Annotated in this window: 16 protein-coding genes and 1 pseudogene; 13 read left to right on the top strand and 4 right to left on the bottom strand. The window is 63.4% G+C overall.

Going from position 1 to position 15,233, the window contains the following annotated elements:
- From AC0L3D_RS34230 to AC0L3D_RS34205, 6 genes and pseudogenes are all read left to right on the top strand, one after another.
- A pseudogene (locus AC0L3D_RS34230) lies at positions 1-353 on the top strand (hypothetical protein); the annotation flags it as partial.
- Between the two features lie 110 nt (positions 354-463).
- A complete protein-coding gene (gene uvrB, locus AC0L3D_RS34225; protein ID WP_473647286.1) occupies positions 464-3,676 on the top strand; it encodes an excinuclease ABC subunit UvrB in 3,213 nt (1,070 codons plus the stop codon).
- Positions 3,677-4,043: 367 nt separating this feature from the next.
- Entirely contained in the window at positions 4,044-5,573 is a 1,530-nt protein-coding gene (locus AC0L3D_RS34220; protein ID WP_023799859.1) for an ABC-F family ATP-binding cassette domain-containing protein, read from the top strand.
- Positions 5,574-5,677: 104 nt separating this feature from the next.
- Positions 5,678-5,863: a hypothetical protein gene (locus tag AC0L3D_RS34215; protein ID WP_023799860.1), complete on the top strand. Its 186-nt coding sequence runs from the start codon at positions 5,678-5,680 to the stop codon at positions 5,861-5,863.
- 192 nt (positions 5,864-6,055) lie between these two features.
- On the top strand, positions 6,056-6,484 hold the full coding sequence (locus tag AC0L3D_RS34210) for a VOC family protein (RefSeq protein ID WP_023799861.1): 429 nt from the start codon (positions 6,056-6,058) through the stop codon (positions 6,482-6,484).
- A gap of 186 nt (positions 6,485-6,670) precedes the next feature.
- A complete protein-coding gene (locus tag AC0L3D_RS34205) occupies positions 6,671-7,024 on the top strand; it encodes a DUF1428 domain-containing protein (protein ID WP_023799862.1) in 354 nt (117 codons plus the stop codon).
- A 7-nt stretch (positions 7,025-7,031) separates the two neighbouring features.
- Here the strand turns inward: AC0L3D_RS34205 and AC0L3D_RS34200 are convergent, their stop codons facing one another.
- Both AC0L3D_RS34200 and AC0L3D_RS34195 read right to left on the bottom strand, forming a co-directional pair.
- Positions 7,032-8,666, bottom strand: a complete 1,635-nt coding sequence (locus AC0L3D_RS34200; RefSeq protein ID WP_023799863.1) for a tetratricopeptide repeat-containing sulfotransferase family protein — start codon at positions 8,664-8,666, stop codon at positions 7,032-7,034.
- Positions 8,667-8,861: 195 nt separating this feature from the next.
- Positions 8,862-9,056: a hypothetical protein gene (locus AC0L3D_RS34195; RefSeq protein ID WP_023799864.1), complete on the bottom strand. Its 195-nt coding sequence runs from the start codon at positions 9,054-9,056 to the stop codon at positions 8,862-8,864.
- Positions 9,057-9,439: 383 nt separating this feature from the next.
- On the opposite strand from AC0L3D_RS34195, the gene AC0L3D_RS34190 reads away from it, so the two are divergent.
- The 4 genes from AC0L3D_RS34190 (at position 9,440) to AC0L3D_RS34175 (ending at position 11,861) form a co-directional block, all read left to right on the top strand.
- Positions 9,440-9,706, top strand: coding sequence for a hypothetical protein (locus tag AC0L3D_RS34190; protein WP_023799865.1), 267 nt, complete (start codon positions 9,440-9,442; stop codon positions 9,704-9,706).
- Positions 9,703-9,951, top strand: coding sequence for a hypothetical protein (locus AC0L3D_RS34185; protein WP_473647285.1), 249 nt, complete (start codon positions 9,703-9,705; stop codon positions 9,949-9,951). The genes AC0L3D_RS34190 and AC0L3D_RS34185 overlap by 4 nt, the downstream gene beginning before the upstream one ends.
- A gap of 50 nt (positions 9,952-10,001) precedes the next feature.
- Complete coding sequence (locus AC0L3D_RS34180; protein WP_023799867.1) at positions 10,002-10,139, top strand: hypothetical protein; 138 nt, start codon at positions 10,002-10,004, stop codon at positions 10,137-10,139.
- A 168-nt stretch (positions 10,140-10,307) separates the two neighbouring features.
- Positions 10,308-11,861, top strand: a complete 1,554-nt coding sequence (locus tag AC0L3D_RS34175) for an EAL domain-containing protein (RefSeq protein WP_473647284.1) — start codon at positions 10,308-10,310, stop codon at positions 11,859-11,861.
- 87 nt (positions 11,862-11,948) lie between these two features.
- Here the strand turns inward: AC0L3D_RS34175 and AC0L3D_RS34170 are convergent, their stop codons facing one another.
- Entirely contained in the window at positions 11,949-12,350 is a 402-nt protein-coding gene (locus tag AC0L3D_RS34170; protein ID WP_023799870.1) for a Kazal-type serine protease inhibitor family protein, read from the bottom strand.
- Between the two features lie 504 nt (positions 12,351-12,854).
- Between AC0L3D_RS34170 and AC0L3D_RS34165 the strand changes: the two genes are divergently transcribed.
- The 3 genes from AC0L3D_RS34165 (at position 12,855) to AC0L3D_RS34155 (ending at position 14,224) form a co-directional block, all read left to right on the top strand.
- The gene (locus tag AC0L3D_RS34165; protein ID WP_023799871.1) at positions 12,855-13,067 is read left to right on the top strand and encodes a cold-shock protein; all 213 of its coding nucleotides are present in this window, start codon (positions 12,855-12,857) and stop codon (positions 13,065-13,067) included.
- A gap of 281 nt (positions 13,068-13,348) precedes the next feature.
- On the top strand, positions 13,349-13,561 hold the full coding sequence (locus AC0L3D_RS34160; protein ID WP_006202521.1) for a cold-shock protein: 213 nt from the start codon (positions 13,349-13,351) through the stop codon (positions 13,559-13,561).
- A gap of 243 nt (positions 13,562-13,804) precedes the next feature.
- A complete protein-coding gene (locus tag AC0L3D_RS34155) occupies positions 13,805-14,224 on the top strand; it encodes a BA14K family protein (protein WP_031255241.1) in 420 nt (139 codons plus the stop codon).
- A 114-nt stretch (positions 14,225-14,338) separates the two neighbouring features.
- Here the strand turns inward: AC0L3D_RS34155 and AC0L3D_RS34150 are convergent, their stop codons facing one another.
- Positions 14,339-14,980 carry an MBL fold metallo-hydrolase gene (locus tag AC0L3D_RS34150; protein WP_023799873.1) on the bottom strand — a complete coding sequence of 214 codons (642 nt, stop codon included), beginning with the start codon at positions 14,978-14,980 and terminating at the stop codon, positions 14,339-14,341.
- Positions 14,981-15,233 lie beyond the last annotated feature (253 nt).

The following is a 15,233-nucleotide window of genomic DNA, read 5'->3' as shown; positions in this document are numbered from 1 at the left end:
CCGACAACGACCGTGAATGGCTGCCCGGCCCGCAACAGAAAGGCGCCAGCCCGCTCACCGGCCTGGCGGTCGGCGAGGAGCAGGTCCAGGCCTGGCACGCCGCGCTTGACATGGCCGAGGACCTGCTCGAAGGCCGCACCTTGCTGCCGCATTTCCGCTTCGCCGACAAAGGCATCGACATGAAGCGCTTCTTCGACGAGCCAAAGCCCTTCGATCTGGTGCTGTCGATCACCGGCCCGGCCATCGCGCCCTATCTCGAGAGCGGAAAGATCCTAACCAGCGAAGAGTTCGACCAGATCCGGCGCCAGTTCGGCGGCGCCGGGTTTTTGACCTTTGCACTGTGGTTCAACTGAGGGCGTTTCGACATCGCTCCTGACACCCTTGTGTCAGCAGCCTGGTTTCGCCTTGAACCGTGCGCCACTCCGCTCTTTCCATTTTGGCCGATACCTCCCATATTCAGGGCATGGCCAAACTTCCTGACAAAAAGACGCCGCCGCCGGCGCGTGACGATCGTGCTTCGCCGCCCAAGCGGCGCAGCCCGTTGACCGATTTCCTCGATGCGTCGGAGCCATTGCACAAGGGCGGCTTTGCCGAGGCGCCGCAGACCGAATTCTCAGGCACGCCGCTGACCGGCTCGATCGCCGATTGGGCCGAGCAGATCGAGCAGGAAGCCGAAAAGGAAGGGCGCCAAGTCTCCCCCCTTGAGGGGGAGATGTCGCCGAAGGCGACAGAGGGGGTCGGCAAAGGAAGCGCTCAACATGAGGGCACGTCGAGCCCGGCCGCACCGACCCCACCCGGCGGCTCCGCCGCCACCCTTCCCTCAAGGGGGAGGGAAGTCGCCAAGGCGAAAAAGATCCCCGAACGCTCCTCTTCCCCTGGCCGCACGGCGCGCGGCACCTCGATGGGCGGCGCGGCTTCGGCGCGGGAGCGAACCGCGGCCGGCCTCAATCCGGTTGCCGGCCTCGATGTTTCTCTGGAGGAAGCCGAGACCATGGCCTCCGGCGGCGTCACCGCCACCGTGGCGGCGCTGTCGGCGCTGATCGAGTCCGGCAACCCGCTGCACAAGGACGGCGTGCTGTGGACGCCGCATCGCCCAGCCCGGCCCGAAAAGTCCGAAGGCGGCATTGCCATCAAGATGGTGTCGGATTTCGAGCCGGCTGGCGACCAGCCGACGGCGATCAAGGACCTTGTCGAGGGCGTCAACGACAACGACCGCACCCAAGTGCTGCTCGGCGTCACCGGCTCGGGAAAGACTTTTACCATGGCCAAGGTGATCGAGGAGACGCAGCGCCCTGCCTTGATCCTCGCCCCCAACAAGACGCTGGCCGCGCAGCTTTATTCCGAGTTCAAGAAATTCTTTCCGGAAAACGCCGTCGAGTATTTCGTCTCCTACTACGACTACTACCAGCCGGAAGCCTATGTGCCCCGGACGGATACCTTCATCGAAAAGGAATCCTCGATCAACGAACAGATCGATCGCATGCGCCATTCGGCGACGCGCTCGCTGCTGGAGCGCGACGACGTCATCATCGTCGCCTCGGTGTCCTGCATCTACGGTATCGGCTCGGTCGAGACCTACACGGCGATGACCTTCCAGATGCAGATCGGCGACCGGCTCGACCAGCGCGCGCTGCTCGCCGATCTCGTCGCCCAGCAATACAAGCGGCAGGACATCAACTTTGTCCGCGGCTCGTTCCGCGTGCGCGGCGACACGATCGAGATTTTTCCGGCCCACCTTGAGGACCGCGCCTGGCGCATTTCGCTGTTCGGCGACGAGATCGAGGCGATCACCGAGTTCGACCCGCTGACCGGCCAGAAGACCGGCGAATTGAAGAGCGTCAAGATCTACGCCAATTCGCACTATGTGACGCCGCGCCCGACCTTGAATCAGGCTATCAAGTCGATCAAGGAAGAGCTCAAGCAGCGGCTGGTCGAACTCGAGCGCGCCGGACGCCTGCTCGAGGCGCAGCGGCTGGAGCAGCGCAGCCGCTTCGACCTCGAGATGCTGGAAGCCACCGGCTCCTGCGCCGGCATCGAGAACTATTCGCGCTATCTCACCGGCCGCCAGCCGGGCGATCCGCCGCCGACCCTGTTCGAGTACATCCCCGACAATGCGCTGGTCTTCATCGACGAAAGCCACGTCACCATCCCACAGATCGGCGGCATGTATCGCGGCGACTTTCGCCGCAAGGCGACGCTGGCCGAGTACGGTTTCCGTCTGCCGTCCTGCATGGACAACCGGCCGTTGCGTTTCGAGGAATGGGACGCCATGCGCCCGCTTTCGGTCGCGGTTTCGGCGACGCCCGGCGCCTGGGAGATGGAGCAGTCCGGCGGCGTCTTTGCCGAGCAGGTCATCCGCCCGACCGGCCTGATCGATCCGCCGGTCGAGGTGCGCCCGGCGAAGACCCAGGTCGACGACGTCGTCGGCGAAATCCGCGAAACGACAAAAGCCGGCTACCGCACGCTGGTCACCGTGCTGACCAAGCGCATGGCCGAGGACCTGACCGAATATCTGCACGAGCAGGGCATTCGCGTCCGCTACATGCACTCCGACATCGACACGCTGGAGCGCATCGAGATCCTGCGCGATCTGCGCCTCGGCGCCTTCGACGTGCTGGTCGGCATCAACCTTTTGCGCGAAGGCCTCGACATTCCCGAATGCGGCTTCGTCGCCATCCTCGATGCCGACAAGGAGGGTTTTTTGCGCTCCGAAACCTCGCTGATCCAGACCATCGGCCGCGCCGCCCGAAACGTCGACGGCAAGGTCATCCTCTACGCCGACCAGATCACCGGCTCGATGGAGCGGGCGATGGCCGAGACCAACCGCCGCCGCGAAAAGCAGATGGAGTGGAACGCGGCCAACGGCATCACCCCGGAATCGGTCAAGTCGCGCATCTCCGACATCCTGGACTCGGTCTACGAGAAGGACCACGTCCGCGCCGACATCTCGCAGTTCACCGACAGCGCCGGCGCGATGATGGGCAACAATCTGAAAGCCCATCTCGATGCCATGGACAAGCAGATGCGCGACGCAGCCGCCAATCTCGATTTCGAGAAGGCAGCCCGCATCCGCGACGAGATCAAGCGGCTGCGCGAGATGGAGCTGTCCATCTCAGACGATCCGCTGGCCAAATATGCCGACATGGAAAGCCCGGTTTCGGGCCGCGAAAAGGGCAAGCACAACAAGGGCCGCGCCATCCACCGCACGGTGGATGACGACGGCAAGGGGCTGTTCCGCAAGCCCGCGCTCGACGAGATGGGCGCCGACGGGGCCGTGCCGGTCAAGAAGCCGCTATTCGCCAAGCCTTCGCTCGATGCGATGGGTCCGGGCACCGACATGCCGACGCCCGCCGGGGCGGTGTCACGCTCGCTGTTCAAGAAACAGTCGGCCGAGGAGGCGCACGGCTCCGATTTCGGCATCCCCGGCGAGCCGACCAAGCCGCTGTTCAAGAAGAACTCGCTCGATGAAATGACGGTGCGACGGACTGAAAAGCCTGTTGAGGGCAAAGTGCCGGCCAAGCCACAGCCGATCTCCCGCCAAACGGGCGCGGAGGAACGCGACGATTCGGCCAAACCAGTTATCCGCCAGCGCGCTGGCATCGGCTCTTACGAGGATCCGGCCGATGCCCGCCGTGAAAAGCGCCGACCCGGCAAGACCGGCCGGCCGGGGCGGTAGCGTTCCTTCGCGCCCCCCTCTGTCCTGCCGGACATCTCCCCCACAAGGGGGGGAGATTGGCAACTTCAGCGCTTAGCTCACTTTTACACGCCCCCTTGCCATCGGCCCCTCCCCTGGTGTAGCCAGTTCTACAACTCGAACGTCTTGAAAGGAGGGCTGCGTGTTGTTTTCCCACCACCGTCAGCGCGGCCCTGCCCCTGCCCTGCGAGCTTGCTTGCAGGGCTGACCAGAGACGGTCCGGGTTCTCCCGCTTCGATTTTCTTGGTCTGCCTTCGTGGTGCCGTAACGCCGAGCCTGCTGGCCTGCCTGCGCACCGTCAAAGTGCATCGAACCGGACCTTTATTCCGGGCAGACCAGAGAAACCAACATGGCCCTGATCAGCCTCAAGTCCCTCGGCGTCACCATGAGTGCGCCGCTCTTTTCCAACCTTGACCTCAGCATCGGCACCGGCGACCGGCTCGGCATCGTCGCCGCCAACGGCCGCGGCAAGTCCACCTTGCTGAAATGCCTGACCGGCGAGGTGGAGCCGACAGCAGGCGACATCACCCGCACGCGCGGCCTGCGCGTCGGCTATGTCGAGCAAGCCGTTCCCGCAGCACTGGCCGAGCATGGCTTTCAGCAGATGGTGGCCGACGCCTTGCCGGCCGAGCAGGCCGAAAGCGAGCAATGGCGCGTCGATGTCGTTCTCGATTCACTCGACGTGCCGCAGCCGATGCGCGAGCGGCCGATGCGGGCCTTGAGCGGCGGCTGGCAAAGGCTGGCGCTGATCGCACGCGTCTGGGTCACCGATCCCGATGTCCTGCTTCTCGACGAGCCGACCAACCATCTCGACCTCGCCAAGATCAGCCAGCTCGAAACCTGGCTGAACGCACTGCCGCGCGAGGCGCCGGTGGTGATCGCCAGCCACGATCGGGCGTTCCTCGACGCAACGACCAACCGGACGCTGTTCCTGCGCCCCGAACAGTCGCCGGTATTTTCGTTGCCCTATTCGCGGGCACGCGATGCGTTGAGCGAAGTCGACGCCTCGACCGAGCGCAAGTTCCAGCGCGACATGAAGGTGGCGCAGCAATTGCGCCGGCAGGCGGCCAAGCTCAACAACATCGGCATCAATTCGGGCAGCGACCTTTTGACGGTCAAGACCAAGCAGCTCAACCAGCGCGCCCAGCGCCTCGAAGAGGTCGCAGCGCCGGCGCACCGCGAAAAATCGGCGGGCGCGATAAAGCTCGCCAATCGCGGCACCCATGCCAAGGTGCTGATCACGCTTGACGACGTGGCGGTCGAAACGCCTGACGGCACGCTGCTGTTCAGGACCGGCAAGCGCCACATCTGCCAGGGCGACCGCATCGTGCTGCTCGGCCGCAACGGCGTCGGCAAGTCGCGGCTGATCAGCCTGATCAGAAATGCCGTCGTCGAGCCAGAGACGGCAACACAAGGCGTGAAGGTGACGCCGTCGACGGTGCTCGGCTACAGCGACCAGGCATTGTCGGGCATCAGCGGCGACGACACGCCGCTGGCGATGCTCTCGCGCAGATTCTACGTCGGCGAGCAGCGCGCCCGCTCGCTGCTGGCGGGCGCAGGCGTCGGTATCGACATGCAGGAGCGCAGGATCGGCGTGCTGTCGGGCGGACAGAAGGCGCGGCTGATGATGCTGGCGCTGAGGCTCGCCAATCCCAATTTCTACCTGCTCGACGAGCCGACCAACCATCTCGACATCGACGGCCAGGAAGCGCTGGAGGCAGAATTGCTCGGCCATCAGGCGAGTTGCGTGCTGGCATCGCACGACCGCTCCTTCATCAGGGCGATCGGCAACCGTTTCTGGCTGATCGAGAAGCGGCGGCTGGCCGAGATCGACAGCCCGGAAGACTTCTTCCGATCGGTGGCAGAAGCGGGCGGTTGAAGCTTTGCGGCAAAAAAATCCGACGCTCTGTCGGATCATGGCCGCGTGCCACGTCCTTGGGATGCCGACACGGTGATGCCGGCGCCAATCGAGGAGAGAGCATCATGTCCATTCTGTCGTCCGTAGGTCGCATCGCGACCCGTTACTCGGCGGCTCGCGCCCGCTACCGCAGCGAGCGCGCCCTGCTTTCATTGCCGATCGAACTGCGCAAGGACATCGGCTGGCCGGAGATCGTCGTCGACGCGCAAAACAGCCGCCGGATTGCAATCTCCTTGTCCGAGGCAAGATGATAAGTTGAAGAGACCAACCGGCCGCAGCGGCGCCGTCATAAGCCTTGCGCGTCGCCCAGGGTCACTTCAACCGCCGACGGCCCGGCGCATCTGGTCCCGGCATTAAAAAAAGCATCTGACGTGTAGGATCGCCGCCGCTTCATTCGTCCTGTGGTCCGCAAGGTCAAACCAAACGCAGAGAGGAGCAAAAAGATGAACGACCAGCCCCAAACCCAGCCTAAAGCGAAAGTCCTCGGCGGATTGACGCCCTACCTTCAACTGGACGGCGCCTTTAAGGCTTCGGAATTCTATCAGAAGGCGTTCGGCGCCGAGCAGGTGTTCTTCTACCCGCCGGACGAGCAGGGCCGGACGATGCACATCCATCTCCACATCAACGGTTCGACCTTGATGATTTCCGACTTCTATCCCGAGCACGGAATGGCCCCGGTGAAGCCGCAGGGCTTCACCATGCAGCTGCATCTCGGCAGCGACGAGATCGACGCCTGGTGGCAGCGCGCCATCGATGCCGGTTGCAAGGTCGGCACGCCGCTGCAGGTGATGTTCTGGGGCGATCGCTGGGGTCAGTTGACTGATCCCTTCGGCGTGGAGTGGGCGATGAACGCGCCAGTAAAGGCGGCGTAGCGCCACCGTTTCTTCCTTCTCCCCTTGTGGGAGAAGGTGGATCGGCGCGCAGCGCCGAGACGGATGAGGGGTGCTGGAAGAAACGAGACGTTGGTGTTTCCCTGGAACACCCCTCATCCGACCGAGCTTCGCTCGGCCACCTTCTCCCACAAGGGGAGAAGGAAAATCCAACAAGGAGAACCCACAATGTCCTATGTTGATGGTTTCGTTCTCGCCGTACCCAAGGCGAATCTCGATGCCTACAAGAAAATGGCGCAGCTGGGCGGCACCGTCTGGATGGAGCATGGCGCGCTCGCCTATGTCGAGTGCATTGGCGACGACGTGCCCTATGGCGAAATGACCTCGTTCCCGCGCGCCGTGCAGGCCAAGGACGACGAGATCGTCGTCTTCTCGTGGGTCGTCTATGAATCGCGGCAGAGCCGCGATGCGGTGATGGCCAAGGTCATGGCCGATGAGCGGCTGAAGTCCGACTGGTCGGCGATGCCGTTCGACGGCAAGCGCATGATCTTCGGCGGCTTTCAGCCCTTCATTGAGTTGTAGGCCCGCATTACGCCAGCCGGTCGAGCAGTGGCTTGAGCCGGTCGCCATAGCGCTTCCACAGATCGACCGAGCCCTGGTACATCGGCTGGCGCACCTGCGCCGCCGACGCCGTGCGCACCGGCCGGTCGGTCTCGTGGAACGACAGCACTGCATCGTCCCATGGCAGGCCGAGATAGGCGATCAGCGCCCGCGTCTGCGCTTCCTGGTCGGCGACGAAATCCTCGTAGCGCACATCATGCACGACATCAGGCAAAACGGTGCGCCAATGCGCCATGATGTCGGTGTAGAGATTGTGGAAATCGGCAAGCTCGCCGAGGTCGTAGCCGTAGCGGTGGCTGTCGCCGCGGAAATGCACCTTGTAGATCGACAGGCAGGTCGCCGCCGCGTCGCGCGCGCAATGGATGATCTTGGCCTTGGGCAGCATCAGATGGATGAAGCCGACCAAAAGGAAATTGCCGGGCATCTTGTCGGTGACATGCCGGAAACCCGGATAGCGGGCGTGCAGCAGGTCCAGATAGGCCTGGCCTGCCTCGGCAAAGGCTTTGTCGGGCAGGTCAGCGATCCCGCTGGGGAAACCTCCCTTCATACCAGGCGGAAACTGTTTTCCCACCGCCGTCTTCAATATGCCGAGCTCGCCCGCGCCATAGACCTGCGGATGGCTGGCGATGATCTGCTCGACCAGCGTGGTGCCGGAGCGCGGCATGCCGACGACGAAGATCGGCGTGTCGTCGGCAATCCCGCTCGGTCTGTGCTTGTCGAAGAAGGCCTTGTCGAACACCGCCTTCATCGTTTCGAATTCGGCGCGTGTCTTGTCCGCATCATAGTCGATGCCCATGCGGCGGATGGCATTGCCTTCGGCGAAATAATCGAAGGCACGGCCATAATCCTTGAGGTCGTCATTGGCCTTGCCGAGGCCGAACGAAAGCTGCATACGCGCCAGGCTGCCTTCCGGCGCCTTGGCGTGCTGCGCCTCCATCCCGGCAAGCTCGGCGTCGCGCTCCTGCTGGCGCTTGACCTGGGTGAGCATCAGCCAGGCCCTGGCCACGCCGGGATCGACCGCCAGCGCCTGCCGGAAATGCTCCGCTGCCTCTGCGAGGCTGCCCTTCTCCATCAGCCCGACGCCCAGACCGTGCAGCAGGTCGGCGTCCTTCGGCCGAATTGCCAATGCTTCGCGGAAGACGGCGAGCGCCTCGTCGAGCCGCCCAGCCTCCTGCAGCGTTTCGGCAAGCCCGATGCGGGCGCGGACATGGAACGGGTTGCGGCCGATGGTGCCGCGATAGATCTCCTCCGCGCCCTCGAACTGGCCGAGTTGCTTCAGCGAGGAGCCGAGATTGTCGCGCGCCGCGAGTTGCTCCGGCCGGATTGCCACCGCGCCACGGAAGAAATCGACGGCTGCACCGACACGGCCGAGGTCGCGCATCACCGTGCCGAGATTGTTGAGGAAATCTGGATTCTTGGGTTGCAGGCGCACCGACTGCTCGAGGAGATCAAGTCCTTCGGCGCTACGCCCGGTCTGGTGCAGCAGCAAACCGAGGAAATGTGCTGCCGCCGCATGATTGGCCTTTTGCGCCAGCACCTGCCGGTAGAGCATCTCGGCTTCCTGCCGGCGCCCCGCCTGATGCAATTGCAGTGCCTGCTGCACGCGCTGGTCGAGCCCCAGCGGCGGCTGTCCGCCTGAGCCGAAATTGCCGCCCGCGCCTGCCGGTCTTCTCGGATCTCTGTTGATGGGAAACCTGCCGTGTTTTGTCCGCCTGCCGCGATCTAGGCCATCGGCGCGGCAGGTTCAAGGGTTCTCAGGCCAGCTTGCCGGAAATCCTTGGTTCATGGCCCGGCCAGGTCAGATCAGGCGGTTGGTCTCCGCAACCTGTCTGGCCCGCCGCAGCGTGCCGTCGGTATCGGCGATCCTGCGCCTGGCTGCCTCGTCACTTCGTATCGTCAGCCGTGCCGACACGACTTTCGCAGGCCCGGCGATCTGCTTGACAATCGGCTTGATGGTTACGGTCGAACCATCAGGTGTTTTCACGGAAAACATAATTTTTCCTTTCAGATGTAAATAAAAATCGATGCCGGGATGAATTTTTCCGGCACAATCTCAAACAATTCTTGTGAAGTTTCCGGACCGTATCACCATTTCCCAAATAGCCCTAGAAAAGTAAATTTACGACGAGGTCGGCGACGGGCGGGAATCTTCTTGAATAAACCGCATTTTGGGATTAATGAATTGAGATCGTTTTTTGGGCCAAGCTTGGCATCTCGCGGCGTCAGAAGTTCTCGACCCGCCAAACTCATTCCAGATCGCCGATACCCAAATTGCCGATACCCAAATTGCCGAACAGGGACCCACGACCTTAAGTCCCGGTGCCGCGAAGCGGGCACCACCCTATCGGATCCAAGACGACACTTCGAGGCACGAGAATGTCTGGCCGAACTACCCATTCCATCGCGCATTTCGAGGCACCCTTCATGATTGGCGGCCTGGACGGACAATTGCCGGCCGGCGACTACGACATCGACCACGATGAGGAGCTTGTCGATGGCATCTCGTGGCTTGCCTGGCGCCGTGTCGCCACTTTCATCCATTTGCCGGCGAGAACGGTGAAAAGCCAGACCAGCCAATTGGTCGCCATCGACTTCGCCGAACTCGAAACCGCGCTGAGGCGCGACCAGGAGAATGCCGCATGATCCGCTTCCAGCAGAACGCGCGCCCGCGCACCGACACGCCTGCGCATCTTTTCGCGATCGGCCAGACCGTTCGCATGAAGAGCCGCACCGGCCTTGTCCAGAAGACCGCCGAGCTGTTCCAGATCAAAAGCAAGCTGCCGGTCAAGGACGGCTCGCCGCAATACCGCATCCGCAGCAACGAGGAGACCCATGAGCGGGTCGCCACGGAAGACAATCTCGAAGTGGCCAACGATCCAAACGGCTAGCCGCCCATCAACCGTCGCCACCATGTTCATCAATCACGAGGGACCAGGAAATGGCCAAGGGTCAACAGCGCAGCAACCGCGAGACACGCAAGCCCAAGAAGGACAAGACGGCAGCAAAGCCGGCCTCGCCCTTCGGCTCGGCTGTCAAGCAGGCGGAAGCCGGTTTGAAACCGAAGTCAAAGGGCTAGCGGCGGACGGATGAGCAGCCCTGCATTCATCCAGCCATCGCGGGCCGGATTAAAGATCATGTAATTTCGAAGCCCTATAAGGTCCGCTGGAACCGGGCCGATCACAGTTGGCTGCCTGGCGGGCCGCGCGCGAAATCGTCGCTCGCAGCCGAATGCAGGGAGGCGCACATGGACAGGTCGCGCATCATCGTGACTGCGGTGGTGCTGGCCCTGCTCGGTGCGATAGTGCCCATCGCGGCGATGTTCCACTTTTCATGGGTCCTGGCGGTTCAAGAAGAACACGAGCGGCTGGAGCTGTTCGCCAACCGCGCGATCGCCAGGGCCAGCATATCCCTCATGGATGCAGCCGGCGCGTTGCGGGAGATCGACCGGTTCACCGGCGACCGCTGTTCGGTGGACCACATTGCCCGCATGCGGCGGCTCACCATCAACACGCGCTCGATCGAAGAAATGGGCTATTTCGAAAACGGCCTGCTCAAATGCACATCCTGGGGACCGACCGAAGGACGCGTTACGCAAGCCGCACCGGATTTCACCGCTGCAGACGGCGTTACCGTCACTGCCCGGATACGGCCCCTGGCCAACCAGGACCATCCGTTGATGGCCCTGCAGTACAAGCGCCATAATGTCCTTATCGACCCCCTGCGCTTTGTCGACATCGTCGTCGATCCCGACGTTCAGCTTGCCCTGGCGACAAACACGGGCGTCCTGCTCAGCGCGCTGAACGGGCCTGATCCTGCCCGCATCGGCAAGATCATCGCCGACCCGGGCAAAGGCCTGGATGACGGTCATCTGTTTGCCGCGGTGCGCGGGACGGACTGGATCGCCGTCGCCACCGAACCGGAAAGCCAGATTGTCGACAGCGTGCGTAGGCGGCAATTGCTGTTGCTTCCCCTCGGCGCTTTCATCGCCGCCTTCATCATCGGCATGGTTGTCTGGCTGTCACGGCGGCGGCTGTCGCCGCTTGGAGAATTGCAGATTGCCGTGCGCAAGCACGAGTTTATCGTCCACTATCAGCCGATCGTCGCGCTCAGGACAGGCAATTGCGTGGGTGCCGAAGCGCTGGTGCGCTGGAGACGACCCGACGGCTCGCTGGTCCGGCCCGATCTTTTCGTCCCGCTGGCCGAAGAGAGCGGCCTGATCGCGGCAATCACCGACCAGATCATCGCCCTTGTTGTTTTGGACCTGAAAAAACTTCTTGTCGCCAATCGTTCGCTCCACATCGCGATCAATCTCAGCCCGGCCGACGTCAGAACGGCAAGGGTCCTTCCGGTCATCGAAAAGGCCCTGCAGCACACCGGAATTCAGCCTCGGCAGATCTGGCTGGAGGCGACGGAGCGCGGTTTCGTCGACGTCGATTCAGCGCGTTCGACCGTCATTCGCGCCCGCGAGCTTGGCCATGCGGTCGCAATCGACGACTTCGGCACAGGCTATTCGAGCCTGTCCCATCTCGAGGGCCTGCCGCTCGATGCGCTGAAGATCGACAAGTCGTTCATCGACACGATCGCTACGGATTCCGCCACCAGTTCCGTCACGCCGCATATCATCGACATGGCCAAGACGCTGAAGCTGAAGATCATTGCCGAGGGCGTGGAGACGCAGGCACAGGTCGACTACCTGATGGAACGCGACGTCGACTATGGTCAGGGTTGGTTGTTTGCCAAACCTATGCCCGCGGCCGAGTTCATCGCCTATTGCCGCAGGGCGGGGCTGCCGGCGTAGAGGCATGAGCCGCCAGCTGCCGTCGCGCGGCTGCGCCCAGTTGATGGATGAGCCTCCTCGCCCGGAGACGGGGAGGAAACCAGCCTCTCAGCAGGGACCGTCGTCGACGATGCGATAGTCGGCGGCGCGAGCCTCGCAAGCGTTGGGGAAGGTGCGCAACTCGCCGCCGCGGCGGGCGCAGACCGGGCGGTATTCGCGCGTGCAGAATGTCTGCTCTCCATCACCGCCACCGTCGCGGCACCGGCCGCCGCTGATGATGCGATATCCGGCCCGCTCGGCAAGGCAGGCATTGGCGAAGGTCTGGCGGTCGCCACCGCGCCGGGCGCAGACCGGATCATATTGTCTGGTGCAAAATTGCGGCTCGGGCCGAGGCGGGCGGTACCCCGGTCCGTCCTCCTCCACCACCACCGCGGTACAGGCTGCAAGTACTGCCGACAGCAACAGGATGGCAAAACCCTGTCGCGAGAAGATTGCCGCAGGAAATTTCACCACCAGACCTCCCTCGAGCCCCCGCTCCAATGCATGTCACCCAAAGCTGCCGACTCTGACCCGAGGGTGCGAAGCGGTTTGGGACAACGGCATGCCAAAAATGAAGCCGACCCTCGCCATTCCACCCGCCGAATGCAACCCCTGTTTGCAGGCTCCCAGCAGGCTGGACCATGCGTGGCCGGGCTATGGCCGATGACCACCGGGCGAGCACCCCGCTTTGTCGATGCCATGTGTGCGAAGGCGCCCATGAGCGGCCGTTGGCGCTACCTTGCAACCATCGCGTTTCCGTGCGATAAATTTTGTGTTCGGGCATTTGCGACCCGGAGAGCGGAACGTTTTGGACGACCTTTCCCCGATACTGTGAATCTCTGACGGCCCCGTTTTTCGGCGGGGGGTTCTAACCATGCGCCAATGCATGACTGCCGAAGCAACCACCGGGACTTGCCCACGGCGTCAGGCGGCGGGCAAACCACAAAGACTGACACGGGTGAAGGAGTTTCCCCAATGGCCCAGACCGGCACCGTTAAATTCTTCAACGCTACCAAAGGCTTCGGCTTCATCACGCCAGACGACGGCGCCAAGGACGTGTTCGTCCACATCTCGGCGATCGAGGCTTCGGGCCTCCGCACGCTCGTCGATGGCCAGAAGGTCACGTTCGATGTCGAGCCCGACCGCATGGGCAAGGGGCCGAAGGCGGTCAATCTCCGCGCGGACTGAACCGTCGGCGCGCATGTCCGCCCGGACGTGCCCTAGGGGACGTGCGAAGCCGGAGGTGCCAGGAATGAGCCCGAGGCCGCTCCAAAGGCCTTGAACCGGCTTTCAGCGCCGGACCCGAGTTTCGAAGGCGCGGCGGTTTCGTCGCGCCTTTTTTAGTGGCAGGGCGGCAAGCCACTGCTCGCAAAACTTTCTCTTGCCGATGGCGCTAAAATAAACGACAAATTTCCACTCGGGCATTTGCCGGCCCGAAACTGGACTTGATGGGATCAAAGGAGCTTCCCATGCCGCAGACCGGCACCGTCAAATTCTTCAATCATGCCAAAGGCTTCGGCTTCATCACGCCGGATGATGGCGCGAAGGATGTCTTCGTCCATATTTCGGCCGTGCAGGCGTCGGGTCTTCCCGGTCTTGAGGATGGGCAGAAGGTGACATTCGACACCGAGCCGGACAAGCGCGGCAAGGGTCCGAAAGCCGTCAACCTGTCGATCGGCTGAGCCGAGCTCGAGACAGCGTCGGGCGGTCCGCTGGCGCAGCTCCGCTCCTTGTTGAGCGTACAATATTTGTGCCTTGCGCCATGCCTGATCGATAAATCGACTGGTCCCAGCCCGCCAATTTCGTTCAGCCCCCGTTCAGCCACGGTCGCCTATTAATCTTCGGTAAAGCCGGACCGCATCCCCCAGATTACCCACAGATTACCCGGGCCGCAGATTACCCGGGCCGGCATGAAGGAGACCGAGATGAACCGAATTCTCAAGACCGCCGTCCTGTCCGCCGCGATCGTTGTAACCACGCTCGCGACCTTGCCGGCGGCCAGCGCTGGTGACTGGCGCCACCGGCACCACCATCGTGGCAATGGCGATGCGATCGCGGCAGGCGTCCTTGGCCTCGCGGCCGGCGCCCTGATCGTTGGTGCGCTCAACAACCCGCAGCCCAGCTATTACGACCCCGGCTATGACGATTATGATCGTTATCCACGGCGGCCCGCCCCGGTGCGCCGCTACTACGCGGAACCGCGGGTCGCCTACAATGACGGCTATGCCGAGCCATGGACCCGTGGCTGGTATGAATATTGTTCGGATCGCTATCGCTCTTTCAACGGCCGCACCGGCACGTTCACCGGCTATGACGGCGAACAGCATTTCTGCACCGCGAACTGAGGCTTCCCTGCCCCCCAAAAAAAGCGCTGTCCGCAAGGACAGCGCTTTTTTTCGGCGTCATAAGGAAAGGAGAGACCGACGCGCGCCGCGTGAGGCTACGCAGCCACGACGCGTTTAAATCAGGAAGGGGTTGCTCCGGCGCTCCTCGCCGAAGCGGCCGCCGGGACCATGGCCGCAGATGAAGCCGATGTCGTCGCCGAGCGGCAGAAGCTTGTCCTTGATCGAGGCGATCAGCGCGGCGTGGTCGCCGCCCGGCAGATCGGTGCGCCCGACCGAGCCGCGGAACAACACGTCGCCAACATGGGCGAACTTCGCAGCACGATTGTAGAAGACGACATGGCCGGGCGCGTGGCCCGGGCAATGAAAGACTTCGAACGCGTGCTGGCCGAACGAGACGGTATCGCCTTCGCCGAGAAAGCGGTCGGGCACGCAGTTGCGCACCGGATCGGTGATGCCGTAGTGTTTCGCCTGGTTCTCGAGATTGGCAAGCAACGGACGGTCGGCCTCATGCGGGCCGATGATCTCGATGCCGAGCGCGTCCTTCAGGTCCATGGCGCCGCCGGCGTGGTCGATGTGACCATGCGTGATCCAGATCGCGCCGGCGTTGATCGCATTGTCCTTGAGCACTGCCAGCACCTTGTCAATGTCGCCGCCGGGATCGACGACGACGCCTTGCCTGTCGTCCATGTCGAAGAGGATGGTGCAGTTTTGCTGGAAGGCCGTGACCGGCACGATGCCGGCGTTGAGCTGACCCATGATCGTCCTTTCGCTGTGTCGCTTCTGATTTAGAGACACACGCGAACGTCGTCCACCGCATCCGGCTGTCGCGACAACGCAAAAATGAAGTGGGGGGGGGGGGCCGCCCCCCCCCCCCCCCCTCCCCGCCCCCGCCCCCCCCGCCCCCCCGCCCCCCCCCCCCCCCCCCCCCCCGCCCCCCCCCCCCCCCCCCCCCCCCCCCCCCCCCCCCCCCCCCCCCCCCCCCCCCCCCCCCCCCCCCCCCCCCCCCCCC

Source organism: Mesorhizobium sp. WSM4837 (assembly GCF_055811435.1).
Note: the sequence above shows the minus strand (reverse complement) of the source record. Positions and strands in the feature narration are given on the sequence as shown.